This is a genomic window from Geodermatophilus nigrescens (genome assembly GCF_900129495.1).
GTDB classification, from domain to species: domain Bacteria; phylum Actinomycetota; class Actinomycetes; order Mycobacteriales; family Geodermatophilaceae; genus Geodermatophilus; species Geodermatophilus nigrescens.
This window is the reverse complement of record NZ_FQVX01000001.1, coordinates 1,172,800-1,198,426: the sequence shown is the minus strand read 5'-3', so window position 1 is coordinate 1,198,426 and position 25,627 is coordinate 1,172,800. Positions and strand designations below refer to the sequence as shown.

The following is a 25,627-nucleotide window of genomic DNA, read 5'->3' as shown; positions in this document are numbered from 1 at the left end:
CCTCCCCAGGATGCCAGCCACCGGGTTCCTAGGATGGAGGCCATGGTCGCCGACACCCGCACCCCGGTCAGCACCGCTCCGGGAGCCGGAGCGGGCGTACCCGACAAGCCCACCCTCGACGGTCTCGAGGACACCTGGGTGGCCCGCTGGGCCGAGCAGGACACCTACGCGTTCGACCGCGCCGCCGCGCTGGCCGCCCCGCGCTCCGACGTCTACTCGATCGACACCCCGCCGCCGACCGCGAGCGGGTCACTGCACGTGGGCCACGTGTTCAGCTACACGCACACCGACATCGTCGCCCGCTACCAGCGCATGCGCGGCAAGCACGTCTTCTACCCGATGGGCTGGGACGACAACGGCCTGCCGACCGAGCGGCGGGTGCAGAACTACTACGGCGTGCGCTGTGACCCCGCCCTCCCCTACGACCCGTCCTTCGAGCCGCCGGCGAAGCCCGGCAAGGACCAGGTGCCGGTCTCGCGGCGGAACTTCGTCGAGCTGTGCGAGCGGCTGACCGAGGAGGACGAGCGCGCCTTCGAGCAGCTGTGGCGCCGGGTGGGCCTGTCCGTGGACTGGTCGAACGTCTACCGGACGATCTCGGCCACCTCCCGGGCCACCGCGCAGCGCATGTTCCTGCACAACCTGGCGCGTGGTGAGGCCTACGCGCAGGAGGCGCCGACCCTCTGGGACGTCACCTTCCGCACCGCCGTCGCGCAGGCCGAGCTCGAGGACCGCGAGCGGCCCGGCGCCTACCACCGGATCGCGTTCGCCGGCCCCGAGGGCCCCGTCTCCATCGAGACCACCCGGCCCGAGCTGCTGCCGGCGTGCGTGGCGCTGGTCGCCCACCCCGACGACGAGCGGTACCGGCCGCTGTTCGGGCAGACGGTGCGCACGCCGCTGTTCGGCGTCGAGGTGCCCGTGGTCGCGCACCGCCTCGCCGAGCCGGACAAGGGCTCGGGCATCGCGATGATCTGCACCTTCGGCGACCTCAACGACGTCACCTGGTGGCGCGAGCTGCAGCTGCCCACCCGCGCCGTCGTCGGCTGGGACGGCCGCTTCGTCGCCGACGCCCCCGACGGCGTGCCCGCCGACGTCTACGCCGAGCTCGCCGGGAAGACGGCGTTCAGCGCCCAGCAGCGGATCGTGGAGCTGCTGCGGGAGAGCGGCGACCTGCAGGGCGAGCCGAAGGCCATCACCCACCCGGTGAAGTTCTTCGAGAAGGGCGAGCGCCCGCTCGAGATCGTCACCACGCGGCAGTGGTACATCCGCAACGGCGGGCGCGACGCGTCGCTCCGGGACGCCCTGGTCGCCCGCGGCCGGGAGATCCAGTGGGTGCCCGAGCACATGCGGCACCGCTACGAGAACTGGGTCGAGGGCCTCAACGGCGACTGGCTGATCAGCCGGCAGCGGTTCTTCGGCGTCCCGTTCCCGGTCTGGTACCGGCTCGACGACGCCGGCGAGCCGGACTACTCCGCGCCGCTGCTCGCGCCGGAGGCGTCGCTGCCGGTGGACCCGTCCTCGGACGTGCCCGAGGGCTACGACGAGTCGCAGCGCGGCGTCCCGGGCGGGTTCATGGCCGACCCCGACGTCATGGACACCTGGGCGACGTCGTCGCTGTCGCCGCAGGTGGCGTCGGGCTGGGACACCGACTCGGAGCTGTTCGCGCACGTCTTCCCGATGGACCAGCGGCCGCAGGCACACGACATCATCCGGACCTGGCTGTTCTCGACCGTCGTCCGCTCGCACTTCGAGTTCGGTGCGGTGCCGTGGACGCACGCCACCATCTCCGGCTTCGTCGTCGACCCCGACCGCAAGAAGATGTCGAAGTCGAAGGGCAACGTCGTCACCCCGGTCGACGTGCTGGAGCGCTACGGCACCGACGCCGTCCGGTGGCGCGCCGCCGGCGCCCGCCCGGGCGCGGACTCGCCGTTCGACGAGGCGCAGATGAAGGTCGGCCGCCGGCTGGCCATGAAGATCCTCAACGTCGGCAAGTTCGTGCTGGGCCTGGGCGTCACCGCCGACCTCTCCGCGGGCCAGGTCACCGAGCCGATCGACCTCGGGCTGCTGCGCCGGCTGGCCGGCGTCGTCGACGAGGCGACCGCCGCGATGGAGGCCTACAACTACACCCGCGCGCTCGAGGTCACCGAGTCGTTCTTCTGGACGTTCTGCGACGACTACGTGGAGCTGGTGAAGTCCCGCGCCTACGGCACGGGGGCTGCGGCCGAGTCGGCGCAGGCCACGCTGGCGCTGGCGCTGTCGGTGCAGCTGCGGCTGTTCGCGCCGGTGCTGCCGTTCGTCACCGAGGAGGTCTGGTCCTGGTGGCAGGCAGGCTCGGTGCACCGCGCGTCCTGGCCTTCCGCCGATGAGCTGCCCGCGGGCGGCGACCCGGAGGTCGTGCCGGTGGTGGCCGCCGCGCTGGCCGGGGTCCGCAAGGCGAAGTCCGACGCCAAGGTGTCGATGCGCGCCGACGTCGAGTCCGCCACGGTGACCGCGCCGGAGGCCCAGCTGCCGCTGCTGGAGGCCGGCCGAGCCGACCTCACCGACGCCGGGCGGATCGCGTCGCTGTCGCTGGTCGCCGGCGACGGTCCGCTGTCGGTCGACGTCGTGCTGGCCCCGCCCGCCGAGGGCTGATCCCCCGCTCGTCCCGGCCGGGGCTCAGGCGGCGTCCTCGTCCGCCCAGGCCGGGGCGGGTCCCATCCCGAGCCGCCAGCGGGCCGCCTCCTCCGACGGGCTGTGGCTGCCCAGCGCGAGCCGCAGCCCGCGGAGCTGCGCCCGGGCGACGGCGATCTGCGGGGCGCCGCCGCGCCCGCGGCCGGGGACGCCGGCGCACCCGGCCAGCGTCGGTGAGACCAGGTGCGCCGCGGCGCCGGACAGCCCGCGGTAGAAGACCCGCTCGGGGGTGCTCAGCCCGGGCGGGGCGGCGAGGAAGGCGCGCAGCGAGTCGGGGACGGGGGCGAGCTGCGGGCGGTAGGCGGCGAGCGCCTCGGCCAGCTCGGCGGCGCTGCGCGGGAGGTCGGTGGTGCCGAGCTGCTCGGCGCTGCGGGCCCAGTCGCGGACGTAGACGTCGGGCCAGCCGCGGCCGAAGCGGGCGGTGAGGTCGGTGCCGACGGCCTGCTGGGCGGCGAGGAAGGCGTCGGTGAAGGCGAGGTGCACCCAGCGCAGCAGGTCCGGGTCGGACGCGGAGTACGGCCGGCCCCGCACCCTGCCCCGTACGGTGGCGTGCATGCCGCGGACGCGGGCGGCCTCGCGCTCGGCGAGCTCCTCGGACCCGAAGGTGCTCACCACGAGCCAGCGGGCGGTGCCGGCGAGGCGCTTCCACGGGTCCTCGCGGTAGGCGGAGTGCTGCTGGACGCCGGCGAGCGCGAGCGGGTGCGCCGCCTGGCCGAGCAGCGCCGCGACCCCGCCGACCAGCGTGGACAGGTCGCCGTGCACCCGCCAGACGACGCCGTCGGGCTCGAACCAGCCGAGGCCGCTGCCGACGCGGGCGATGTCGCGCACCCAGTCCGGCGCGCCGGTCGGGTCACCCGAGACGCGGGCGCGGAACGCCTCGCGCGCCATCTCCGGCAGGGACGTCAGCGCGCGCACCCCTCCGAGGGTGCCAGCCGCCCGCTCCCCCGGCCCGCCGACCGCGTTGTTCCCGCCGGCGTCACGTCGGCGGTGATGTGCGGTTGCGGCGCCCTCTCGCGCCGAACTGCACCGCAACTGCACATCACCGCCTGTCTGCTCCACAGCTCACCGACACCTCCACAGACCAGCGCAGGGCGGCCGTGCCCGGGCAACGGTCGGCGACCGTGACCGGGTGACCCGTGACCTGCGCCCGCTCCTCGGCCCGTTCGGCGTCGGGCGCACTGCCGACCTGGCCGGCCGGGTCGACCGCCACACCCTCGCCCGCCACGTCGCTGACGGCCGGCTGCTCCGCCCCCACCGCGGTGTCGTCGCGGTGCCGGACTGCTGGGACGACTGGCGCACCCGGGCGCTCGCGGGCGTGCTCGCCACCGGCGGAACGCTCAGCCACGGGACGGCGCTGGCCGTCTGGCGTGTGCTCCCTGACGTCCGCGGCCCGGTGCACGTGTCCGTTCCGGCGGAGCGCCGGGCCCTGCGAAGCCGCGGCTTGGTGGTCCACCGCGCGCACGACCTCGATCCCGACCGGCTCGGTCCTTTCCCGGTGACGTCACTCCCCCGGTCCCTTGTCGACGGCTGGGGGTGGGCGAACGGGCGGCGCGGCTCACGCCGGGCGGTCGACCAGTTGCGCGGCGCGGTGATCGGCACGCTCCGGGACCGTCGGGTGCCGTCGGCGCACCTGCACGTGGAGGTGGAGCGGCGACCCGCGCTCCCCGGCCGCCGCGCGCTGGAGGAGCTGCTGCGGCTGGTCGACCAGGGCTGCCAGAGCGAGCTGGAGATCTGGGGCGTCCGGCACGTCCTGACCGGCTCAGGGATGCCGCGCTTCGTGCAGCAGCACCCCGTGACGCTGGGATCAGGCCGGACGGTCCACCTGGACGCTGCCGTCCCGGAGCTGCGGATCGCCGTCGAGCTCGACGGCGCCGCCTTCCACGGCAGCGCCGAGGACCGCGAGCGGGACACCCGCCGCGACGTCGAGCTGGCCGCCCTCGGCTGGGTCGTGCTCCGCTTCAGTCACCGGCGGCTGACGACCGAGCCGGACGCCTGCCGCCGGGAGATCCTGCGCGTCTGCCGGGCGCGGGAGGCCCAGGTGCTCCGGTGATGTGCGCTCATGGTGCATTCCGCACCGCAGATTTGCCACACCCGCACATCACCGCGGGGACCACCCCCGGGATCGACCACGCCCGGGAACGGCGACGGCCCGCCCCCTCGTCGGGGACGGGCCGTCGGCCGGACTGTCAGCGCGGGGTCAGGCGCTCTTCTCGCGGCGCTCGCGGGAGGGCTTGCGCGGCACGATCGTCGGGTTGACGTGCTCCAGCACGACCTCCTTGGAGATCACCACGGAGGCGACGTCCTCGCGGCTGGGCACCTCGTACATCACCGACTGCAGCACCTCCTCCATGATCGCCCGGAGCCCGCGGGCGCCGGTGCCACGGAGGATCGCCTGGTCGGCGATCGCCTCGAGCGCGTCGTCGGTGAACTCCAGCTCCACGCCGTCGAGCTCGAACAGCCGCCGGTACTGGCGCACCAGGGCGTTCTTCGGCTCGGTGAGGATCTGGATCAGCGCGTCGCGGTCGAGGGCCTGCACGCTGGTGATCACCGGGAGCCGGCCGATGAACTCGGGGATCATGCCGAACTTCAGCAGGTCCTCGGGCATGACCTCGGCGAACGCGCTGGAGGCCTCGATCTCCTTCTTGCCGCGGATCTCCGCGCCGAAGCCGATGCCCTGCTTGCCCACGCGCTGCTCGATGACCTTCTCCAGGCCGGCGAAGGCACCGCCCACGATGAACAGCACGTTCGTCGTGTCGATCTGGATGAACTCCTGGTGCGGGTGCTTGCGGCCACCCTGCGGCGGCACCGACGCCGTCGTGCCCTCGAGGATCTTCAGCAGCGCCTGCTGCACGCCCTCGCCGGACACGTCGCGGGTGATCGACGGGTTCTCGCTCTTGCGGGCGATCTTGTCGACCTCGTCGATGTAGATGATCCCCGTCTCGGCGCGCTTGACGTCGTAGTCGGCGGCCTGGATCAGCTTGAGCAGGATGTTCTCGACGTCCTCGCCGACGTAGCCGGCCTCGGTGAGGGCCGTGGCGTCGGCGATCGCGAACGGGACGTTGAGCATCCGGGCCAGCGTCTGGGCCAGGTGCGTCTTGCCGCAGCCGGTGGGGCCCATCAGCAGGATGTTGGACTTCGCCAGCTCGACGGAGTCGTCGCGGCTGGAGCGCTCACCGCCGGCCTGGACCCGCTTGTAGTGGTTGTAGACGGCGACGGCGAGCGTGCGCTTGGCCTTCTCCTGGCCGATGACGTACTGCTCGAGGAAGTCGTGGATCTCTCGGGGCTTCGGCAGCTCGTCGAACTTGAGGTCCGACGACTCCGAGAGCTCCTCCTCGATGATCTCGTTGCAGAGGTCGATGCACTCGTCGCAGATGTAGACGCCGGGGCCAGCGATGAGCTTCTTGACCTGCTTCTGGCTCTTCCCGCAGAACGAGCACTTGAGCAGGTCACCGCTCTCACCGATTCGTGCCACCTGCTGACCTCCACCTCGGGGGATGCAGGCCCTGGGGGAAGCGGACCTGCAGATGATGTGTCACTGATGTGCCCGTGCTCGGTCCCGCTGGTGGCGGGTGCCGCGAGGACGGTCCTCCCGGCGTTGCCGGCCGGGGATCGGGCGCTCGCCGACGGTACCTGTCACCGCCGACGCCGCGGGGCTCCGACGCCCCGGTGCGCCGGGGGCGCTCGACTCGCTCGTCACTCCCGGCACTGCCCCCCGAACGGTACGGGCTGCGGACGCGACACGCGCGAACTCTTCCCGCACCGTCCGGGGGACGACCGGCTCACGCCGTGGCGAACGCGTTGAGCTTCCGGCTCTGCACGACCTGGTCGACGAGGCCGTACTCCTTGGCCTCGTTGGCCGTCAGGATCTTGTCGCGGTCGATGTCGGAGCGGACCTGCTCGGCGGTGCGGCCGGTGTGGCGCGCGAGGATCTCCTCCATCTGCGTGCGCACCCGCTCGATCTCGGCGGCGTGGATCTCGAGGTCCGACACCTGGCCGCCGGCCTCACCGGAGGGCTGGTGGATCAGCACGCGGGAGTACGGCAGCGCCAGCCGCTTGCCGGGGGTGCCGGCGGCGAGCAGGACGGCGGCGGCCGAGGCGGCCTGGCCCATGCACACGGTCTGGATGTCGGGCCGGACGAACATCATCGTGTCGTAGATGGCCATCAGCGACGTGAACGAGCCACCGGGCGAGTTGATGTAGATGGTGATGTCGCGGTCCGGGTCGGCCGACTCCAGCGTGATCAGCTGGGCCATGACGTCGTTGGCCGACGCGTCGTCGATCTGCACCCCGAGGAAGATGATGCGCTCCTCGAAGAGCTTGTTGTACGGGTTCGACTCCTTCATGCCGTAGCTGGTCCGCTCCACGAAGGAGGGCAGCACGTAACGGCTGGAGGGCATCTGGGGGTTGCTCATCGGGATCCCTCCGGACTCAGTTGTCGGTGACCGGGTTGGCGCTGTCGGTCATGGTGGCGCGGCTGACGACGTGGTCGACGAAGCCGTACTCGAGCGCCTCCTGCGCGGTGAACCAGCGGTCGCGGTCGGAGTCGCGCTCGATCTGCTCGACCGGCTGGCCGGTGTGCAGCGACTGCAGCTCGTTGAGCTCGCGCTTGGTGCGGCGGAACAGGTCGGCCTGGATGGCGATGTCGGCCGCGGTGCCGCCGACGCCGGCGGAGGGCTGGTGCATCATGATCCGCGCGTGCGGCAGGGCGTAGCGCTTGCCCTTGGTGCCCGCGGTGAGCAGGAACTGGCCCATCGAGGCGGCCAGGCCCATCCCGTAGGTGGCGACGTCGCAGTCGATGAACTGCATCGTGTCGTAGATGGCCATGCCCGCGCTGACGGAGCCGCCGGGCGAGTTGATGTACAGGTGGATGTCGCTCTTGGGGTCCTCGGCCGACAGCAGGAGCATCTGCGCGGCCAGCTGGTTGGCGATGACGTCGTCGACCTGGGTGCCCAGGAAGATGATGCGCTCGCGCAGCAGGCGCTCGTAGACCGAGTCGTTGAGGTTCATCCCACCGGCGCCGCCCCGCAGGAGCGGGGAGTACGCCGGGTTCGGGTCGGTGCTCACGGGTGTGGTGACCTCCGTTGGCGGTGGTTCGAGTCGGTCTCGGTGGGCGGGAGCGGGGCCGGCGGCCCTGGCGGGCCGTACCCCCGGCCTCCACCCCGAGTCACGTCGACCCTAACGCGCACCCCCGGGCCCGGAGTCCCGGCGCGGGGGCCTGTTCGCCGTCGGCGCAGCGGGACCCGGCCCCGGACGCGACGACGCCGCCCTCCCCCGCGCGTGCGGGGCAGGACGGCGTCGTCGGACGGTCCGGCGCGTCAGCTCTTGGCGACGTCCTCGGTGTCCTCGGTGGCACCCTCGGTCGCCTCGACGGCGGCCGCGTCGGCGACCTCGGCGTCGGGCGCCTCGTCGGCGTCGGCGTCGGTCTCGGCGGCGGTCTCCTCGGCGGCGGTCTCCTCGGCGGCGGTCTCCTCGGCGGCGGTCTCCTCGGCGTCCTCGGACCCGGCGCCGGCCCGGACGGTCTGCGGGCGCAGCGCGTCGAGGTCGACGGTGTTGCCCGAGGCGTCGGTGATCGTCGTCTGCTCGAGCAGCTGGGCCAGCGCCTTGGTGCGGCGCACGTCGGCGACGAACTCGGCGATGTTGCCGCCCTGCTGCAGCTGCTGGGCGTACTGCTCCGGGCTCACGCGCTGGCGGGAGGCCTGGGCCATGATCTGCGCGGAGAGGTCGTCGTTGTCGACGGTGATCTCCCGGGCGTCGGCGACCGCGTCCAGGATGAACTGGGTGCGGACGGCCTCCTCGACCTGCTTCGACAGGTCCGCGTCGTAGGCCTCGCGGCTCTCGACGCCGCCGGCCTGCAGGAAGGTCTCCCAGGTCATGCCGGCGCGCTGCAGCTCCTGCGACAGCGACTGGTTGCGCCACTCGACCTCGCGGGCGACCAGGCCCTCGGGCACGGGCACCTCGGTGGCCTCGAGCAGGTGCTCGACCAACTTGTCGCGGGCCTGCGCACCCTGCTGCATCGTCTTGGCGCGGCCCAGGCGGGTGCGGACGTCGTCGCGCAGCTCGGCGAGGGTGTCGAACTCGCTCGCGGTGGAGGCGAACTCGTCGTCGAGCTCGGGCAGGTCCTTGGCCTTCACCGAGCGGACGGTGACGGTGACGTCGGCCTGCTGGCCGGCGTAGGGGCCCTGGTGCAGGTCCGTCCGGAAGGTCGCCGACTCGTCGGCCGACAGCCCGCGGACGGCGTCGTCGAGGCCCTCCATGAGCGAGCCGGAGCCCACCTCGTAGGACATGCCGCTGGTGGTGCCGTCCTCGAGGACCTCGTCGTCGACGCGCGCCTCGAGGTCGAGGGACACGTGGTCGCCGTCCTCCGCGGCCCGCTCGACGGCGGTGAGCATCGCGAAGCGCTCGCGCATGACCGCGACCTGCTCGTCGATCTCCTCGTCGGTGACCTCGACGTCGTCGACGGTGACCGCGAGGTCGTCCAGGGACGGCAGCTCGATCTTCGGCGCGACGTCGACCTCGGCGGTGAAGGCGAGGGTGTCGTTGTCGTCGAGGCGGGTCACCTCGATGTCGGGCTGGCCCAGGACGCGGACCTGGTTCTCGCGGACGACCTCGGAGTAGACCTCGGGGATCGCGTGCTGCACGACCTGCTCGAGGACGACGGGGCGGCCGACGCGCTGGTCGAGCACCCGCTCGGGCACCTTGCCGGGGCGGAAGCCGGGGACGCGGACCTGCTTCTTGAGCTCCTTGTAGACCTCACCGAAGGCGTGGTCCAGGTCCCCCCACGGCACCTCGATCGCCATCCGGACCCGCGTGGGGCCCAGTTCCTCGATGGTGCTCTTCACAGCGGCAGTGCTCCTCGGTACGACGGACGGGGACGCCGGGACGGCGCCGGGTCGACCCCCGAGTCTAGAGACGCCGGGGGCGGGGTCGGGGTGGCGGGATTCGAACCCACGGCCCCCCGCTCCCAAAGCGGGTGCGCTACCAAGCTGCGCCACACCCCGTGGCGCCGTCGAGTCTAGGCGGGCCTCCCCGGTCGGACGGCCGGACGCCGTCCCGCCCACGGCGCCGCCTCCTCCAGCGCGGCCGCCACGCGGACCAGCAGGTCCTCCCGGCCGGCCGCGGCGACCACCTGGACGCCGACCGGCAGGCCGCCGTCGGTGGTGTGCAGCGGCAGGCTGACGGCGGGCTGGCCGGTGACGTTGAGCTGCGCCGTCCAGGGGATGAAGGAGGAGACGCGGCGGCCCTCCTCGCGCGGGCCGGCCGCGGTGAACCAGCCGAGCTCCGGCGGCGGGGCGCCCACGGTCGGGGTGACCAGCAGGTCGAAGCCCCGGCCGCCGTCGGGGGCCGGCGTCCAAAAGGCGGCCATCCGGCGGGACCAGGAGCCGAGCCAGGCGCGGGCGGCGAGGTAGTCGGGGGCGGTCAGCCGGCCGCCGGTGACGCGGTAGCGGGCGTTGCGCGGCTCGATCTCGTCGTCGGGGATCGGGCGGCCGACCACGCGCTCGAGGTCGGCGAGGGTGCGGGCGGTGTCGGCGGCGACCGTGGTGTTGAAGTGCCGGGAGAAGTCGTCCTCGAAGAACGCGGCCGGGTGTGCCTCCTCGACGACGACGCCGAGGGCCTCGAGCAGCCGCCCGGCGACGGCGACCGCCTCGCGGCAGGCCGGGTCGTCGAGCCACCGGTCGTCGGGCGGGGAGGCGCACAGGCCGGCACGCAGCCCGGCGACCGGGGCGCCGAGCTCCTCGAGCAGCAGGCGCGGCAGCGGCGGGGCGGCGTAGGGGTCGCCGGGCATCGGGCGGCCGATGACGTCGAGGACGGCGGCGGTGTCGCGGACGGTGCGGGTGACGACCCCGTCGATCGTGGCGCCGGCCCAGCCCTCGCCGACGTCGGGACCCTGGCTCACGCGGGCGCGGGTGGGCTTGAGGCCGACCAGGCCGCACTCGCTCGCCGGGATGCGGATGGAGCCGCCGCCGTCGCTGGCGTGCGCGACCGGCACCATCCCGGCGGCGACCGCCGCGGCCGATCCGCCGCTGGACCCGCCGGTGGAGCGGGCCGGGTCCCACGGGTTGCGGGCGGGCGCGTTGGCGGCGGGCTCCGTGGTGACGGTGGTGCCGAGCTCCGGCACGTTGGTGCGGCCGAGGACGACGAACCCGGCGGCGCGGAAGGCCGTGGCGAGGTGGCTGTCGCGGCGCCAGCGGATGCCGGCCTGCTGCAGCGGCGCCAGCCCGTAGGCGGTCTCCTCCCCCGCCATGTGGCAGCCCATGTCCTTGAGCAGCAGCGGCACGCCGCGGAAAGGACCGTCGGGCAGGTCGCCCGCGGCCTCGGCGCGGGCGGCGTCGAAGCGGTCCCGGAGGACGGCGTCGAGCTGCGGGTTCGTGGCCTCGATGCGGGCGATCGCGGCGTCGACCAGCTCGGCCGGGGACACCTCACCGCGGCGGACGAGGTCGGCCTGCGCGGTGGCGTCGAGCTCGGTGGTCTGCGTCACGCGGCGGACGCTATCGGGGGTGCCGGTACGCTGGTCGGGCACCTCGCGGGTGTAGCTCAATGGTAGAGCCCCAGTCTTCCAAACTGGCTACGCGAGTTCGATTCTCGTCACCCGCTCCACACCTCCGTCCCCGTCCGCGGGGACCGCCGATCCCAGGACCCGCAGGCCCTCCCTCGCCCGCCGGCGGTCGCCCAGGCTCGTCGTCGAGGGCGCGGCGCCGACTCCGTCCGCCCGGCTCCGACCGCCGACGAGACGAGGTCCGCCATGCCCGCCGTGCCCGCCACACGCACCGCCCTCGTCACGGGGGCCAACCAAGGGATGGGCAGGCAGGTGGCACGGGAGCTGGCCGCCGACGGGGTGGCCGTCTACGTCGGCTCCCGCGACCTCGCCCGCGGCCGGGAGGCGGCGGCCGGGATCGGCGGCGGCGCCACCGCCCTCCAGCTCGACGTCACCGACGCGGTCTCGATCGCGGCGGCCGCCGCGCGGATCGGCGAGGAGGCCGGCCGGCTCGACCTCCTCGTCAACAACGCCGGCATCTCCACCACGCGCACCGGCCTGGACGTGGCCGCGTTCCGCGCGACGTCGAGGCCCAGCACCGCCCCGCTCGACGACGTGCGCGCGGTGTGGGGAGTGAACGTCTTCGGCGTCCTGGCGCTGTACCAGGCCGTCCTGCCGCTGCTCCGGCGGTCGCCCGACGCGCGCATCGTCAACGTCACCAGCGCGCTCGGCTCCCTGACGACCGTCGCCGACCCGGCCTTCCCGCTCCGCTCCGCGTTCGAGCCGGTCTACGGCGCCTCGAAGACCGCCCTCAACGCCGTCACGCTGGCCATGGCGCTCGAGCTGGAGGGGACCGGCATCAAGGTCAACCTGGTCTCGCCGGGCTTCGCCCGGACCGCCCTCACCAACTTCGAGGGGACGGACTCGGTCGAGGACGCCGCGCGGGAGGTGGTGCGGGTCGCCCGCCTCGGGCCGGACGGCCCGACGGGCACGTTCACCACGTGGGAGGGCGTGCCCGTCCCCTGGTGACGGCGGCCGCCCCTACTCCGCGATCCCCCGCGTCAGCAGCACGACGGTCACGAACGTCCGGTAGAGCTCCACCGGGTCCTCGCCGGTGATCGTCACCGCGAGCGTCCCGGCCCGCTCCACCCCGACGATCCTCGTGGCCATCTCGGCCAGGTCCGCGTTGCGGAAGGTGACCTCCAGCGTCGCCGGCAGGTCGATCGCCGGCAGCCGCGCGCCGTCGAGGCCGCGCAGGGCCGCGGCCGCGCCCTCGCGGATCAGCCGGCAGGCCTCGTCGGGGTGCAGGCTGTCGGCGGCGAACCGGCTCACCGACCGCTTCACCACGACGGCGGTGACCCCCGGACACACGGCCCGCGCCTCGTCGGCCGTCGTGTCGTCACCGGTCACCAGCACCACCGGCACGCCGTGGCCGAGCGCCACCAGCGCGTTGATGCCCGACTCCCCCACCTCGACGCCGTTCAGCGTCACCCGCGCGATCGCCCGCGGGTTGTAGGTGTGCGACAGCGTGGAGGGCTCCGCGGCCATCGAGCCGTGGTAGCTGACCAGGAAGACGGCGTCGAAGGACGCGTCGAGGCCCTCCATCATGTACATCGGCTTGTGCCGGCCCGACAGGTAGCGCGCCCGCCCGAGCAGCTCGCCGGGCCGCAGGTTCTGCATCGTCGAGTGCGAGTCGTTGACGAGGAACTGCGTGGCCCCCGCGTCGAGGGCGCCGGCGATCGCCGCGTTGACCTCGTCCTGCAGCAGCCGCCGGTAGTGCTCGTACTCGCCGCCCGGGCCGCGGCACTGGTCCCAGTCGACGACTCCGGCGGTGCCCTCCATGTCGGAGGAGAGGTAGACCTTCACCGGCCCATCCTCGACGCAGGGGTTGACTGTCCCCGTGACCACCCTCAGCACCGGGGTCGTCGAGGCCCTCCGCGCCGCGCTCCCCGCCGACCGGCTGCTGCTCGACGACGACGTCGTCGCCTCCTACGTGCACGACGAGGCCGAGTGGGCGCCGCACGGCCGGCCGGTCGCCGTCGTCCGGCCGCGGACGTCGGCCGAGGTGCAGGCCGTCGTGCGCGCCTGCGTGGCGCACCGGGCGCCGGTCGTGACCCGTGGCGCCGGCACCGGCCTGTCCGGCGGGGCCAACGCCGTCGACGGGTGCGTGGTCGTCTCCACCGAGGCCATGCGGGAGATCCGGGCCATCGACCCGGTCGAGCGCTACGCCGTCGTCCAGCCCGGCGTGGTCAACGACGACCTGCGCGCGGCCTGCGCGGCGCAGGGCCTGTGGTACCCGCCGGACCCGGCGAGCGCGCCGTGGTCGACCATCGGCGGCAACGTGGCCACCAACGCCGGCGGGCTGTGCTGCGTGAAGTACGGCGTCACCCGCGACTACGTCCTCGAGCTCGAGGTGGTCACCGGCACCGGCGAGCTGGTGCGGCTGGGCCGGCGGACGGCGAAGGGCGTCGTCGGCTACGACCTCGCCGGGCTGATGGTCGGCTCGGAGGGCACCCTCGGGATCGTCACCGAGGTGACCGTGCGGCTGCGCCCGGCCCGCCCGGCCGAGCGCACGGTCGTCGGCTACTTCGCCTCGGTGGTCGACGCCGGCCGCGCGGTGGAGGCGGTCGGCGCGGCGGGCATCGTGCCGTCGGCGCTGGAGCTGGTGGACCGGCACTGCCTGGCCGCCGTCGACGCCTGGAAGAACATGGGCCTGTCGGTCGATGCCGACGTCGTCCTGCTCGGCCGCTCCGACGCCCCCGGCCCGGCCGGCGACGCCGAGGCCGACGGGATGCTGCGCTGCTTCACCGACGCCGGCGCCACCTGGGCCGCCGCCTCCACCGACCCCGCCGAGGCCGAGGCGCTGTTCTCCGCCCGCCGGCTCGCCTACCCCGCCGTCGAGCGGCTGGGCCCGGTGCTCACCGAGGACGTGTGCGTGCCGAAGGCCGCCGTCCCGGAGATGCTCGGCCGGGTGGAGGCCGCGGCCCGGCGCAACGACGTGCTCATCGCCAACATCGCGCACGCCGGCGACGGCAACCTGCACCCGCTGATCATCACGCCGCCCGGCGACGACGCCGCCCGCGAGCGCGCCCAGGTGGCGTTCGCCGAGATCATGCGCGACGCCGTCGCGCTCGGCGGCACCGTCACCGGCGAGCACGGCGTGGGCCTGCTCAAGCGGTCGGGCCTGGCGCTCGAGCAGAGCCCCGCGGTGGTGGCGATGCAGCGCGCGGTCAAGGCGGCGCTCGACCCGCTCGGCATCCTCAACCCCGGCAAGGTGCTGCCCGACGAGTGAGGCCCGAGCGGGCCGGCGGCCGGCTCAGTGCAGGGCGTGGACGACGGCGTGCCCGCGCCCACGGCCCATCAGCCAGCGGTTCACCGGCGTGGTGACGACGAACGCCACGGCCAGCGCGACGGCGAGCGCGCCCCAGAAGAACGCCGAGTCCAGGCCCGCCTCCATCGCGCCGGGGACGCCGAGCATGACGCCGTTGTCGACGAGCTCCATGACCGCGATCGAGACGGTGTCGGCGGCCAGCGCCACCCGCAGCGCCCGGCGGAACGGCAGCCCGGCGCGCAGCACGCCGCGCATGGTGAACGCGTAGCCGAAGACGAACGCCAGCCCGACGGCCAGCGCGACCGTGGCGCCGGCGGACCACCCGAGCGCCGTGCCGATCACCATGCCGAGCACCTCGCCGATGGCGCAGCCGACGAGGCAGTGCAGCGTGGCCTGCGCGGCCGCGGCCCAGCTGACCGGGCCGCCGTGGGATCCGTGTCCGTGCGCCGCGTAGCCCGCCGTCCCGTGGGTGCCGTGGGTCGTCGCGGGCGTGTGGTCGGTGTGCATGTCCCCTCCTCCGGTCGACGCGACCGTTGTACCCCCCGGGGGTATACAACGCAACCACCCCGGACACGGCACCGCCGCCCCACCCGGGCGGGCGGAGCGGCGGTGGCGAGGAGCGGGCGGCGTCAGGGGACGGCGACGCCCTCCGGGGCCGCGACGGGCAGCCCGAGACGGGCGAACAGGTCGTTGTCGAGGTCGAGGAAGCTGGTGATGTGCCGGATCCGGCCGTCCTCGATCTCCAGCACGTGCAGCGCCCAGGGCACGTGGCCGCCGTCGTCGGTGGGCCGCCACTGCGCGACGGCCGGCGAGCCGTTCGCCTCGGTGAGCATGAGCCGCGAGTTCCGGCAGCCGCTGCCCGGGCCGAGCATCCAGGTGCCGATGTCGGCGGCGCTGCCCAGCCACATCTCGAACGGCGGCATGTGCTGCGTGGCGTCCTCGTGCAGCAGCTTGACGAACGCGTCGATGTCGTAGCGCTCGAACGCGTCGAGGTAGCGGGTGAGCAGCTCGCGGTGGTCGGCGTCGAGCGGGCGCTCCTCCGGGTCGCCGCCCACGGCCGCGAGCGTGGCGCGGGCCCGCTGCAGCGCGCTGTTCACCGAGGCGACCGTGCTGTCGAGCAGCTCGGCCACCTCGTCGGCCCGCCAGCGCAGCACGTCGCGCAGCAGCAGCACCACGCGCTGGCGGGGCGGCAGGTGCTGCAGCGCCGCGACGAACGCCAGCCGCACCGACTCGCGGGCCACCGCGCGCTCGGCCGGGTCGCCGTCCTCGGGCAGGACCTGCCGGTCGAGCACCGGCTCCACCCACGCCTCGGCCGGCCGCTTGGCGGCCAGCGACGCCTCCACCGGCGACCACGACTGGCCCGAGAGGTCCATGGGCAGCGCCCGGCGCTGGCGGCCCGAGAGCTGGTCGAGGCAGACGTTGGTGGCGATCCGGTACAGCCAGGAGCGCAGCGACGAGCGGCCCTCGAAGTCGCCCAGGCTCTTCCAGGCGCGGACCATCGTCTCCTGCACCGCGTCGTCGGCGTCGAAGCTCGACCCGAGCATCCGGTAGCAGTAGCCGGTCAGCTCCCGCCGGTGCTCGAGCAACCGTGGGTCGAGCTCGCCGGACACCCCGCGCAGCACGCTGGTCACCGCAGACCACCTCTCCTCGTCGACAACCCCGTCGGCGGGCGTCAGTCCACCACGGGGCACCGACCGAACGGGAGTCCCCGGCGGGCTACTGGTAGGTGACCAGCTCCGGGCGCGGGGAGACCTGGGCGATCGTCTCCTCGGGCGTGAGCATCGGGGCGTCCTCGTCGTAGAAGTTCTTCCAGCCCCAGGTCAGCCCCTCGGGGCCGATGCCGCGCAGCACCCGCCAGGTGTCCTGCTTGCTCGGCTGGGGCCCCTGCCCGTCGGCGTGCACCATCACCGAGAGCTCGTCGCGGGAGAGGTCCACCCGCTCGCGGCCCGGGATCATGTCCACCCGGAACTGGTGCAGCACGAGCAGCTTCTGCGGCAGCCGGTTCTCGCGGGTGAGGTCGGCCAGCCAGGTGACCACGCGGTTGACCTCCTCGACGTCGACCGAGCCGATCTGGGTCAGGTGCACCTCGTTCGGGCCCAGCCGCCACTCGGGGTCCAGCGCCAGCCCGACGTGCGGCAGCTCCAGCAGCGGCCGGTAGACCTCGGCCTGCGTGACGAAGTCGGTGCGGCCGGGCTGCAGGTCCAGGACGACGTAGATCCCGGCCTCGCCGGCGGCCTCGACCAGCGGCCGCAGCTCCTCGACCGGCGCCTCGTAGGAGTAGTCGTTGCCCTCGGTCGGGAACTCCGAGGCGACGGTGGCGATGATCTCGAAGGCCGGCACGACGGTGGCGTCGGGCACCAGCGCCTCGTAGGGCGCGGCGGTGTCGCGGGCGCGCTGCACGGTGGCCGGCACGTCCTGCTCCCCCAGCACGCCGAGCGCGCCGGTGCCGGGGTGGCCGTACAGGGCGACGAGGAAGTGCTGCGGGAACAGCACCTGGCCACCGCCCGGGAGCTGGGCGCCGGTGGCCGCGGTCTCCAGCTTCCAGTCCAGCCCGTCCTCGGCGCCGAAGCCCGCGCCCAGCGCGACGACGGTGTCGGCGCCCGCGACCGCGTCGACGACGTCGGCCGAGCCGCGCGGGTCGGTCTGCCCGTCGGTCACCTGCACGGTGGCGCCGGCGGCCCGCGCGGTGGCGACACCGGCCAGCGCCGCGGGGTCGCCGTCGGAGAGGACGACGGTGCCCTCCAGCGGCTCGGCGCGCTCGACCTCGGACAGCTCCCCGGAGGCCTCGCCCTCGGCCGCGTCGTCGCCGTCCTCGGGGCGCAGCGCGGCCGGGGCCTCGGGGTCCAGCCCGGCGACCGCCGCGGCCTCGCCGCCCTCGGCCACCGGGTCGGCCTCGGCGAGGTCGAGGCCGGTGGCCGCGGCGACGGCGTCGGCGGTGGCGGGCACGGAGACGACGTCGGCGTCGCCGGGCGCGGTGTCGGCGCCGACGGCGAGCACGGTGGTGGCGCCGAGCCGGTCGAGCTCCCCGGCGACGGCCTCGTCGCCGTCCTCGCCCTCGGGGTCGAGCAGCAGCGGCACGCCGAGGCCGACGGCGGCCGAGGCGCCGAGCAGCGCGGCGGCGCGGTCGCCGTCGGGCGCGACCACCACGACGCCGGCCTCCTCGAACAGCGCGCGGCTGGTGCTCACCGCGGCGGCCACGGGCTCGGCGTCGGCGACCACGGTGAGCCGCTCGCCGGGCGCCGCGGCGGCGACCGACGCGGGGCCGGCGTCGTCGTCCCCGCCGGACCCCGACGAGGTGCAGCCGGCGGCCAGCAGCAGGGCACTGACGGCGAGGGGCGCGGCCCTGTGTCGCACGCGGGGACCTCCGTCCGCCGGGCGCCCGGTCGCGGGGGACGCGACGACGGCGGCTCGCCCGACCCCGACGACCCTACGAGGTGCTGGACACCGCGGCCCGGGAGCCGGGAGCATCGCGCCCGACATGGACGCGGCGGCGCAGGGTGTCGGGCCAGCCCGACAGCGGATCGACCGGCTGACGGGATCGGCCGGGCGCCGCCGCGTCGCCAGGCTCGGGACATGACCACCGACACCCTCGTGATGCCCACCGACACCGCCCCGTCGCACGCCCGGTCCCCGCGCGTGCGCCAGCTGCTGGTCGACTCCGGCTACGCCCTGCTGTCCTTCCCGCTCGGGATCGCCGGCTTCGTCCTCGCCGTCACCGGGATCGCCCTCGGCGTGGGCACCCTGGTGATCTGGGTGGGCGTCGCCGTCCTCGCCGTCACCCTGCTCGCCGCCCGCGGCCTGGCCGGCATCGAGCGGGCGCAGCTGCCCGCGGTGCTCGGCCGCCCGCTCCCCCGCCCGGCCTACCTGCGGCCCGACGGCGGCCGGGTGCGGCGGATGCTCACCCCGCTGCGCGACCCGCAGTCCTGGCTCGACGTGCTGCACGCGGTGCTCCGCTTCCCGCTGGCGGTGCTGGCGTTCTCGGTCACCGTGGCGTTCTGGGCGCTCGCCCTCGGCGGGTTGAGCTACGGCCTGTGGGACTGGGCGCTGCCGCAGGGGGACAACGAGGACCTCTTCGAGCTGCTCGGGTTCGAGGGCGGCAGCCTGCTGCGCGTCACCGGCTACACGCTCATCGGCCTGGTCGGCGCGCTGGTGCTGCCCTTCGCCGTCCGCGCCGTGGCGGTGCTGCAGGCGTCCCTCGGCCGGGTGCTGCTGACCTCCCGCGCCGCCACGCAGGCCGAGATCGGCCGGCTGTCGCGCGGCCGTGACGCCGCCGTCGCCGCCGAGGCGGTGGCGCTGCGCCGGCTCGAGCGCGACATCCACGACGGCCCGCAGCAGCACCTCGTCCGCCTGGGCATGGACCTCTCCCGCGCCCAGCGGCAGCTCGACCGCGACCCGGCCGCCGCCCGCACCACCCTCGCCGAGGCCGGCGTCCTCGCCCGCGAGGCGCTGGAGGAGCTGCGGGCGCTGTCCCGCGGCATCGCCCCGCCGGTGCTCGCCGACCGCGGCCTGGCCGCCGCGCTCGCCGCGCTGGCCGCCCGCTCGCCGGTGCCGGTGGAGCTCGCCGTCGACCTGCCCGAGGGGCGGCTGGCCCCGGTCACCGAGAACACCGCCTACTTCGTCGTCAGCGAGGCGCTGGCCAACGTGGCCAAGCACAGCGGCGCCGGGGTCTGCCGGGTCGAGGTGGCGCGGGCGGGCGACGCGCTGCGGGTCGTCGTCGAGGACGACGGCATCGGCGGGGCGCAGCTGGTGCCCGGGCACGGCCTGGCGGGGCTGGCCGACCGGCTGCGCGCCGTCGACGGCGTGCTGACCGTCGAGAGCCCGCGCGGGGGCCCCACCCGGACCACCGCCGAGCTGCCGTGGGGCTGACCCCGGAGGGCCGGCCGCTGCGGGTGGTGCTCGCCGAGGACTCGGTCCTGCTCCGCGAGGGGCTGGTCCGGCTGCTCGAGGAGGCGGGCACCACCGTGGTGGCCGCGGTCGGCGACGGCCCGTCGCTGGTGCGCGCCGTCGGCGAGCACCGGCCCGACGTGGCCGTCGTCGACGTGCGGATGCCGCCCACCCACACCGACGAGGGGCTGCGCGCCGCCGTCGAGGTCCGCCGGGCGGTGCCGGGGACGGCGGTGCTGGTGCTGTCGCAGTACGTCGAGGTGGCCTACGCCGACGAGCTGCTCGCCGACGGCCGCGGCGGCGCCGGCTACCTGCTCAAGGACCGGGTGACCGACCTCGACCAGCTGCTCGCCGCGCTCGCCGAGGTGGTCGCCGGCGGCACGGTGCTCGACCCGCAGGTGGTGGCCCAGCTGTTCGCCCGCCGCCGCGGCGACGACCCGGTGCGCCGGCTCACCCCGCGGGAGCGGGAGGTGCTCGGCCTCATCGCCGAGGGCCACTCGAACACCGCCATCGCCCGGGCGCTGGTGGTCACCCCGGGCGCGGTGGAGAAGCACACGCAGCGGATCTTCGCCAAGCTCGGCCTCGCGCCGGACGAGGACCGCAACAGCCGGGTCATGGCGACGCTGGCCTACCTGCGTGGCTGACTGGCCCCCGGCCCTCCGGCAGACCACGGTGGTGCCCGTGACCCGCCGCCCGGTGCTCCTGCTGCTGACCGCCGTCCTGCTCTCCGGCTGCGCCGACGTGGCCACCCCCGACGACGAGGAGCTGCCGGGCGCGGCGCCGTCGTCGACGTCGGCCTCCGCCACCCCCTCGCCGACCCCGGCCTCCGACGACCCGGCTGGCTGCCCCGTCGACGGCGCGGCGGGCGTGCCCGACGGCGCGGCCTCCCGGCCGACGATCGACGTCGACGGCGACGACCGGCCCGACACCGCGTGGATCGCCGACGCCGGCGACGGCGAGGTGCGCTTCGGCGTCGCGACGGCCTCCGGCGGCGGCGCGTCCGCGCCGTTCCCGTCGGCCAGCCCGGTGACGCGCTCGGTCCTGGTCGCCGACGTCACCGGCGAGGGCGAGCTGGTGGCGCTCGCCGACGACGGCCGGCAGGTGCTGCTGTTCGCGCTCAGCGGCTGCGAGATCGTGCCGGTGACGGACCCGGAGGGCGCCCCGTACGCCTTCGACCTCGGGTTCACCGGCTACGGCACCGGGGTGGGCTGCGTCGACGTCGACGGCGACGGCGTGCGCGACCTGGCCGGCCTCGACGCCGCCGACGACGGCACGGGCTACACCGCCACCGCCGTGCGCCTCGACGGCCCGCGGGCCAGCAACACGGACGTGAGCATCACCGTCTCCGACGCCCCGCCCGCCCAGGTGGAGGCGGCCCGCTCGGTCACCTGCGGCGACCTCAGCCTGCTCGACGACGGGGTCGCGCTGCCCGGCTGAGCCGGAACGCGGTCGCGGGCCGTCGGTGCCGCCGGGTAGACAGCGGGGGTGACCGATCCCGCCGACCTCCGCCCCGTCACCGCCGAGGAGTGGCCCGCCTTCAGCCGGGCGATGCTCGAGGTCTTCGGCGACGAGCCGATCGACGACTTCACCGAGAAGGTGCCGGCCACGGCGGAGCTCGACCGGTCGCTGTCGCTGTGGTCCGCCGACGGCCGGGTCGCCGCCACCGCGGGCCTCTACAGCCGGCAGCTCACCGTGCCCGGCGCCGTCGTCCCGTGCGCGGGCGTCACCTGGGTGACCGTCTCCCCCACCCACCGCCGCCGGGGCGTCCTCACCGCGGTGATGCGGCGGCAGCTCACCGAGCTGCACGAGCAGGAGCGCGAGCCGCTGGCGGCGCTGTGGGCCTCGGAGGGCTCCATCTACGGCCGGTTCGGCTACGCGCCGGCCACCCTGCGCGGCAACTGGCGGGGCAGCACCCGCCGGCTGGGCTTCCGGCCGGGCGTCGACGTGGGCACCGGCACCGTCGCGCCGGCCGACGCCGACACCTACCTGGCCGGCGCCTCGGGCGTGGCCGAGGCGCTGCGCCGCTGGGTGCCCGGCGTCCTCGACCGCGACGAGCGGTGGTGGCGGCGCTCGCTGCGCGACCCGGCCGGGCGGCGGAACGGGGCGAGCGCGCTGCGGTTCCTGCTGCACCGCGAGGCCGACGGCGAGGTGACCGGCCACGCCGCCTACCGGGTGCGCTCCCGCTGGACCGACGACGGCGAGGCCGACGGCACCGTCCTGGTCGACGACGTGCGGGCGCGCAGCACGGCCGGGTACGCGGCGCTGTGGCGGTACCTGCTCGACCTCGACCTGGTGCGCTCGGCCGAGTTCGGCTACGGCCCGGTCGACGACCCGCTGCGCCACCTGCTCGCCGACCCGCGCGCGCTGCACACCCGCCCGCTCGACGGGCTGTGGCTGCGGCTGGTCGACGTCGGCCGGGCGCTGGCCGCGCGCCGCTACCCGGCCCCGATCGACATGGTCCTCGAGGTGCGCGACCCGTTCTGCCCGTGGAACGACGGGCGCTGGTGGCTGCGCGGCCACCCGGCCGGGGCGTTCTGCGCGCCCAGCGAGGGCGACCCCGACCTGGTGGTCGACGTCGACGCGCTGGCCGCGGCCTACCTCGGCGGCACGTCGCTGGGCACGCTGCAGGCGGCCGGCCGGGTCACCGAGGTGAGCCCCGGCGCGGTCACCCAGGCCGCGACGGCGTTCTCCTGGCCGGTGACCCCGTGGTGCAACGACCAGTTCTGAGCCGTGCCGGCGGCGGGTCCTAGACGACGTCCTCGCGGGTGGGCAGGCCGCCCGCGGGGCGGTGCCGGTTCTGCTCGTAGTCGTGGACCAGGCCGATGCGGCGGACGTGCCGCTCGTCCTCGCTGAACGGCGTCCGGAGGAACTCGAGCACCAGCTCGGTGGCCTCCTCCACGGAGTGCTGCCGGGCGCCGATGGACACGACGTTCGCGTCGTTGTGCTGGCGGGCGAGCTGGGCGGTCTCGGTGTTCCACACCAGCGCCGCGCGTACGCCGGGGACCTTGTTGGCGGCGATCTGCTCGCCGTTGCCGGAGCCGCCGATGACCACGCCGAGGGTGCCGGGCTCGACGACGACGCGCTCGCCCACCTCGAAGCAGAACGGCGGGTAGTCGTCGACCGGGTCGTACTCGAAGGCGCCGCAGTCCACCGGCTCGTGGCCGGCCTCGGTGAGCGCCTGCTTGAGGTGCTCCTTGAACTCCAGGCCGGCGTGATCGGTGCCCACGAAGACGCGCATGGCCCGAGTCTGTCAGGGTCGGCGCGTGGCGGTGCTCGGGGTCGACGGCTGGCGCGGGGCCTGGGTCGGGGCGCTGCTCGACGGACGATCCGTCCGGTTGCTGCACTTGCGCGACGCCGAGGCGGTCCTCGCCGTCCCGGACGTCGAGGTGGTCGCCATCGACATGCCCATCGGCCTCTCCGACGACGGCCCCCGCGTCTGCGACCAGGAGGCCAAGGCCCTCCTGGGCAGCGCGGGGAGCTCGGTGTTCGCCTCGCCCGTGCGGCCGGTGCTCGCGACGGACGACTACGCCGAGGGGCGCCGCATCTCCGTCGCCGCCACCGGCGGCACGTCGCTGTCCGCGCAGGCGTTCCAGCTGGTCCCGTCCATCCGCGCGCTCGACGACGCCCTCGGCGAGCCGCCGGCCGACCACGTCGTCGAGGTGCACCCGGAGCTCGCGTTCCGCGTCGGCCTCGGCGGCGTCAGCGACCCGAAGGGCACAGCACGCGGGGCGGCGCAGCGGCTCGCCGCCCTGCGCGCGGTGATGGACGTCGAGGAGGCGATGCTCGCCGCGCCGCCGCGGGTGCCGGCGGTCGACGCGCTCGACGCGTGCGCCGCGGCGTGGTCGGCCCGGCGCGTCGCCGACGGCACGAACGCGTGCGTGGGCGACGGCGCCCTCGATGCCCGCGCCCGGCCGATGCGGATCTGCTGGTGACCTTCCGCGAGGTCGGCGACGGGGTCTTCGTCCGCCGGCACGCGTCCCTGGACCTCAACTGCGGCCTGGTCGTGGGCGACGGCGCCTGCCTCGTCGTCGACACCCGCTCCTCCCCCGCCGAGGCCGCCGACCTCGCCGCCGCCGTGCGCCGCGTGACGCCGCACCCGTGGGCCGTGGTGAACACCCACGCCCACTACGACCACTGCTTCGGCAACGCCGCGTTCCGGCCGGCGACCGTCTGGGGCAGCCGGGGCTGTGCGGCGGACCTGCGCGCCACCGGGGAGGCGCAGCGCGCCGCCCGGGTGGCCGAGCTGTCGGCCGCCGGGGACGCCGAGGCGGCGGCGCAGGTCGCCGGGGCGCCCCTCGACCCGCCGGACGCGCTCGTCGACGACGTCGCGGTCCTCGACGTCGGCGGCGTCGAGGTGGTCCTGCGGTTCCTCGGGCGGGGGCACACCGGGCACGACCTCGTCGTCGAGGTGGAGGACGGGACCGTGTTCGCCGGGGACCTCGTCGAGCAGGGCGCCCCGCCGGCGTTCGAGGACGCCTTCCCCGCCGAGTGGCCGGCCACGCTGGGCCGGCTGCACGCCATGGCCCGCGGCGCCGTCGTCCCGGGGCACGGCGCGGTGGTGGACGCCGACTTCGTCGGCGCGCAGCGCGAGGAGCTGCTGGCGGTCCTGGCCGCCGTCCGCGCCGGCCGGCCCGACCGCGGCCCCTACGACGCGGCGACCATGCGCGTGGCCGCGTCCCGGCTCAGGTGGGGCGGGGTCAGGTGAGGCGGCGGACCACCGGCAGCGGGAGCACCCGCAGCAGCGCCGACACCGGCCGCCACGGCCACTCCGGCACGTAGGCGCGGACCGGCTCCCGCTCGATGGCGGCGACCAGCGCGTCGACGCCGGTGTCGAGGTCGACGGTGAACGGCCCGCGGCGGCCCACGTTGATGTCGGTCTCGATGTAGCCGGGCAGCACGGTCGTCACCCGGATGCCGGTGCCGAGGAGGTCGGACCGGATGCCCTCGGCGAGCGCGTTGAGCGCGGCCTTGCCGGCGCCGTAGGCGGTGCGGGTGCCGCGCATCCCGCGCACCGAGGCCACCGAGCTGATGACGACGAGGTGCCCGGAGCCCTGCGCGCGGAACAGCTCGACGGCCGCCTCGCACTGGGCGTGGGTGCCGAGCACGTTGGTGAGCAGCGTGGCCCGGTTGGCCCGGCCGGCGCCGGTGCCCACCGAGGCGCCCCTGCCGATGCCCGCGTTGGCGACGAACCGGTCGATGCCGCCGAGCTCCGCCGCGAGCTCGGGGACGCCGCGCGCGACGGCGTCGGCGTCGTCGACGTCGATCGCCGCGGTGACCACCCGGATGCCCGGGGACGCGGCGAGCAGCTCGTCGCGGAGCTCCTCGAGCAGCTCGCCGCGGCGGGCGACGAGCGCGAGGTCGCGGCCGCGGGCGGCGAAGCGGCGGGCCATGCCCCGGCCGAGGCCGGAGCTGGCGCCGGTGACCAGGATGCGCTGGCGGACGGGTCGCGGCACGCGCTCAGCATGCCGCGCCCGTCCGGACCGGCTCAGCGGCGGGTGAGCTCCAGGGCGTCGGCCGGCACCGAGGACATGTCGGGCTCGGACGTGCGGGTGCGCTTGAGCTCCCAGAAGTCGGGGAGGTTCGCCAGCAGGACGGCGCCGTCGAAGGCCCGCCCGGCGTCCTCGCCCGTGGGCACCTTGCTGATGACGGGGCCGAAGAACGCGACGCCGTCGATGTGCATGACCGGCGTGCCGACGTCGTCACCGACGGGGTCCATGCCCTCGTGGTGGCTCTTCTCCAGCGCCTCGTCGTACTCGGTGGAGGTCGCGGCCCCGGCGAGCTCGGCGGGCAGGCCCACCTTCTCCAGCGCCGGCGCGATGATCTCGTCGAGCTCGCGGCCCTCGTGGTGCCGCAGCGTGCCCATGGCGGTGTAGAGGTCGCCGAGGACCTCGTCGCCGTGCTGCTGGGCGGCGGCGATCGCGACCCGCACCGGGCCCCACGCCTGCTCCATGATCCGCTGGTACTGCTCGGGCAGGTCGCGCCCGCGGTTGAGCACCGCCAGCGACATGACGTGCCAGTGCAGGTCGATGTCGCGGACCTTCGCCGCCTCCAGGACCCAGCGGCTGGTCAGCCAGGCCCACGGGCACAGCGGGTCGAACCAGAAGTCCACCCGCGCCTTCGTGGGGGCGCTCTGCACTGCCTCGGTCATCCGTCGTCTCCCTCTCGTCGTCGGCGGCGCGGGGCCTGTGCACCCCGCGTCCCTGCCGGCTGCCAAGTGCCCCGGACCTGCCCTTGTTCCCCGTGCCCGCCGGGCGTGTCGGCCGTCCGTGGGA

The 25,627-nt window shown here is 75.2% G+C and carries 23 protein-coding genes and 2 tRNA genes; 11 read left to right on the top strand and 14 right to left on the bottom strand.

From position 1 onward, the window contains the following. The first annotated feature begins 42 nt into the window (after positions 1-42). Entirely contained in the window at positions 43-2,628 is a 2,586-nt protein-coding gene (gene valS, locus BUE37_RS05990; RefSeq protein ID WP_073419606.1) for a valine--tRNA ligase, read from the top strand. Between the two features lie 24 nt (positions 2,629-2,652). On the opposite strand, the gene BUE37_RS05985 is transcribed toward valS, so the two are convergent. Continuing rightward, positions 2,653-3,582, bottom strand: coding sequence for an oxygenase MpaB family protein (locus BUE37_RS05985; protein ID WP_217651134.1), 930 nt, complete (start codon positions 3,580-3,582; stop codon positions 2,653-2,655). A gap of 214 nt (positions 3,583-3,796) precedes the next feature. Here BUE37_RS05985 and BUE37_RS24780 point away from each other — a divergent pair, with 214 nt between their 5' ends. Beyond that, on the top strand, positions 3,797-4,717 hold the full coding sequence (locus BUE37_RS24780) for a DUF559 domain-containing protein (RefSeq protein WP_073419136.1): 921 nt from the start codon (positions 3,797-3,799) through the stop codon (positions 4,715-4,717). 147 nt (positions 4,718-4,864) lie between these two features. Here BUE37_RS24780 and clpX read toward each other — a convergent pair whose 3' ends face one another. The 6 genes from clpX to BUE37_RS05950 all read right to left on the bottom strand — a co-directional run bounded on the left by clpX (position 4,865) and on the right by BUE37_RS05950 (position 11,143). After that, positions 4,865-6,139 carry an ATP-dependent Clp protease ATP-binding subunit ClpX gene (clpX, locus tag BUE37_RS05975; RefSeq protein WP_073419135.1) on the bottom strand — a complete coding sequence of 425 codons (1,275 nt, stop codon included), beginning with the start codon at positions 6,137-6,139 and terminating at the stop codon, positions 4,865-4,867. 307 nt (positions 6,140-6,446) lie between these two features. After that, positions 6,447-7,079 carry an ATP-dependent Clp protease proteolytic subunit gene (locus BUE37_RS05970; protein WP_073419134.1) on the bottom strand — a complete coding sequence of 211 codons (633 nt, stop codon included), beginning with the start codon at positions 7,077-7,079 and terminating at the stop codon, positions 6,447-6,449. A 16-nt stretch (positions 7,080-7,095) separates the two neighbouring features. Further along, positions 7,096-7,731, bottom strand: a complete 636-nt coding sequence (locus BUE37_RS05965; RefSeq protein ID WP_425432411.1) for an ATP-dependent Clp protease proteolytic subunit — start codon at positions 7,729-7,731, stop codon at positions 7,096-7,098. 251 nt (positions 7,732-7,982) lie between these two features. After that, entirely contained in the window at positions 7,983-9,506 is a 1,524-nt protein-coding gene (gene tig / locus BUE37_RS05960) for a trigger factor (RefSeq protein ID WP_073419133.1), read from the bottom strand. 85 nt (positions 9,507-9,591) lie between these two features. After that, positions 9,592-9,665: transfer RNA gene (locus tag BUE37_RS05955), tRNA-Pro, on the bottom strand. A 14-nt stretch (positions 9,666-9,679) separates the two neighbouring features. Continuing rightward, entirely contained in the window at positions 9,680-11,143 is a 1,464-nt protein-coding gene (locus tag BUE37_RS05950; RefSeq protein ID WP_073419132.1) for an amidase, read from the bottom strand. A gap of 45 nt (positions 11,144-11,188) precedes the next feature. Here BUE37_RS05950 and BUE37_RS05945 point away from each other — a divergent pair. Together BUE37_RS05945 and BUE37_RS05940 are read left to right on the top strand one after the other, a co-directional pair. Next, positions 11,189-11,262: transfer RNA gene (locus tag BUE37_RS05945), tRNA-Gly, on the top strand. A 145-nt stretch (positions 11,263-11,407) separates the two neighbouring features. Then, on the top strand, positions 11,408-12,169 hold the full coding sequence (locus BUE37_RS05940; RefSeq protein WP_073419131.1) for an SDR family NAD(P)-dependent oxidoreductase: 762 nt from the start codon (positions 11,408-11,410) through the stop codon (positions 12,167-12,169). A gap of 12 nt (positions 12,170-12,181) precedes the next feature. Here BUE37_RS05940 and BUE37_RS05935 read toward each other — a convergent pair whose 3' ends face one another. After that, entirely contained in the window at positions 12,182-13,006 is an 825-nt protein-coding gene (locus tag BUE37_RS05935; protein ID WP_073419130.1) for a M55 family metallopeptidase, read from the bottom strand. 34 nt (positions 13,007-13,040) lie between these two features. On the opposite strand from BUE37_RS05935, the gene BUE37_RS05930 reads away from it, so the two are divergent. After that, complete coding sequence (locus tag BUE37_RS05930) at positions 13,041-14,432, top strand: FAD-binding oxidoreductase (RefSeq protein ID WP_073419129.1); 1,392 nt, start codon at positions 13,041-13,043, stop codon at positions 14,430-14,432. 24 nt (positions 14,433-14,456) lie between these two features. On the opposite strand, the gene BUE37_RS05925 is transcribed toward BUE37_RS05930, so the two are convergent. From BUE37_RS05925 to BUE37_RS05915, 3 genes are all read right to left on the bottom strand, one after another. Next, positions 14,457-14,978 (bottom strand): DUF4396 domain-containing protein, encoded by a 522-nt coding sequence (locus tag BUE37_RS05925; protein ID WP_073419128.1) that lies wholly within the window; start codon positions 14,976-14,978, stop codon positions 14,457-14,459. Between the two features lie 122 nt (positions 14,979-15,100). Further along, the gene (locus BUE37_RS05920; RefSeq protein ID WP_083628332.1) at positions 15,101-16,102 is read right to left on the bottom strand and encodes a sigma-70 family RNA polymerase sigma factor; all 1,002 of its coding nucleotides are present in this window, start codon (positions 16,100-16,102) and stop codon (positions 15,101-15,103) included. 85 nt (positions 16,103-16,187) lie between these two features. Next, complete coding sequence (locus BUE37_RS05915) at positions 16,188-17,825, bottom strand: hypothetical protein (RefSeq protein ID WP_073419127.1); 1,638 nt, start codon at positions 17,823-17,825, stop codon at positions 16,188-16,190. A gap of 219 nt (positions 17,826-18,044) precedes the next feature. Between BUE37_RS05915 and BUE37_RS05910 the strand changes: the two genes are divergently transcribed. Genes BUE37_RS05910 through BUE37_RS05895 form a run of 4 tightly spaced genes read left to right on the top strand, consistent with a single transcriptional unit; the run spans position 18,045 to position 22,082 of the window. Next, positions 18,045-19,337, top strand: coding sequence for a sensor histidine kinase (locus BUE37_RS05910; RefSeq protein WP_083628330.1), 1,293 nt, complete (start codon positions 18,045-18,047; stop codon positions 19,335-19,337). Further along, the gene (locus tag BUE37_RS05905) at positions 19,328-19,999 is read left to right on the top strand and encodes a response regulator (RefSeq protein ID WP_245794317.1); all 672 of its coding nucleotides are present in this window, start codon (positions 19,328-19,330) and stop codon (positions 19,997-19,999) included. Before BUE37_RS05910 ends, BUE37_RS05905 begins: the two co-directional genes overlap by 10 nt. Further along, positions 19,992-20,792 (top strand): hypothetical protein, encoded by an 801-nt coding sequence (locus tag BUE37_RS05900; protein ID WP_073419126.1) that lies wholly within the window; start codon positions 19,992-19,994, stop codon positions 20,790-20,792. Before BUE37_RS05905 ends, BUE37_RS05900 begins: the two co-directional genes overlap by 8 nt. A gap of 48 nt (positions 20,793-20,840) precedes the next feature. Continuing rightward, complete coding sequence (locus tag BUE37_RS05895) at positions 20,841-22,082, top strand: GNAT family N-acetyltransferase (protein WP_073419125.1); 1,242 nt, start codon at positions 20,841-20,843, stop codon at positions 22,080-22,082. Between the two features lie 19 nt (positions 22,083-22,101). On the opposite strand, the gene BUE37_RS05890 is transcribed toward BUE37_RS05895, so the two are convergent. Next, positions 22,102-22,593 carry a ribose-5-phosphate isomerase gene (locus tag BUE37_RS05890; RefSeq protein ID WP_073419124.1) on the bottom strand — a complete coding sequence of 164 codons (492 nt, stop codon included), beginning with the start codon at positions 22,591-22,593 and terminating at the stop codon, positions 22,102-22,104. 25 nt (positions 22,594-22,618) lie between these two features. Here BUE37_RS05890 and BUE37_RS05885 point away from each other — a divergent pair, with 25 nt between their 5' ends. Both BUE37_RS05885 and BUE37_RS05880 read left to right on the top strand, forming a co-directional pair. Further along, positions 22,619-23,287, top strand: a complete 669-nt coding sequence (locus BUE37_RS05885; protein ID WP_073419123.1) for a DUF429 domain-containing protein — start codon at positions 22,619-22,621, stop codon at positions 23,285-23,287. Continuing rightward, entirely contained in the window at positions 23,284-24,060 is a 777-nt protein-coding gene (locus tag BUE37_RS05880; protein WP_245794315.1) for an MBL fold metallo-hydrolase, read from the top strand. The genes BUE37_RS05885 and BUE37_RS05880 overlap by 4 nt, the downstream gene beginning before the upstream one ends. Here the strand turns inward: BUE37_RS05880 and BUE37_RS05875 are convergent. Continuing rightward, the gene (locus tag BUE37_RS05875) at positions 24,053-24,808 is read right to left on the bottom strand and encodes an SDR family oxidoreductase (protein WP_073419122.1); all 756 of its coding nucleotides are present in this window, start codon (positions 24,806-24,808) and stop codon (positions 24,053-24,055) included. The genes BUE37_RS05880 and BUE37_RS05875 overlap by 8 nt on opposite strands. Positions 24,809-24,840: 32 nt before the next feature. Then, positions 24,841-25,503, bottom strand: coding sequence for a mycothiol-dependent nitroreductase Rv2466c family protein (locus BUE37_RS05870; RefSeq protein ID WP_073419121.1), 663 nt, complete (start codon positions 25,501-25,503; stop codon positions 24,841-24,843). Positions 25,504-25,627 lie beyond the last annotated feature (124 nt).

Bases quoted from the DNA above. Each gene is read 5' to 3' on its own strand.
- BUE37_RS05940 (WP_073419131.1), top strand. From the start codon at position 11,408: ATGCCCGCCGTGCCCGCCACACGCACCGCCCTCGTCACGGGGGCCAAC.
- BUE37_RS05910 (WP_083628330.1), top strand. From the start codon at position 18,045: ATGACCACCGACACCCTCGTGATGCCCACCGACACCGCCCCGTCGCAC.
- BUE37_RS05925 (WP_073419128.1), bottom strand. From the start codon at position 14,978: ATGCACACCGACCACACGCCCGCGACGACCCACGGCACCCACGGGACG.
- BUE37_RS05890 (WP_073419124.1), bottom strand. From the start codon at position 22,593: ATGCGCGTCTTCGTGGGCACCGATCACGCCGGCCTGGAGTTCAAGGAG.
- valS (WP_073419606.1), top strand. From the start codon at position 43: ATGGTCGCCGACACCCGCACCCCGGTCAGCACCGCTCCGGGAGCCGGA.
- BUE37_RS05970 (WP_073419134.1), bottom strand. From the start codon at position 7,079: ATGAGCAACCCCCAGATGCCCTCCAGCCGTTACGTGCTGCCCTCCTTC.
- BUE37_RS05870 (WP_073419121.1), bottom strand. From the start codon at position 25,503: ATGACCGAGGCAGTGCAGAGCGCCCCCACGAAGGCGCGGGTGGACTTC.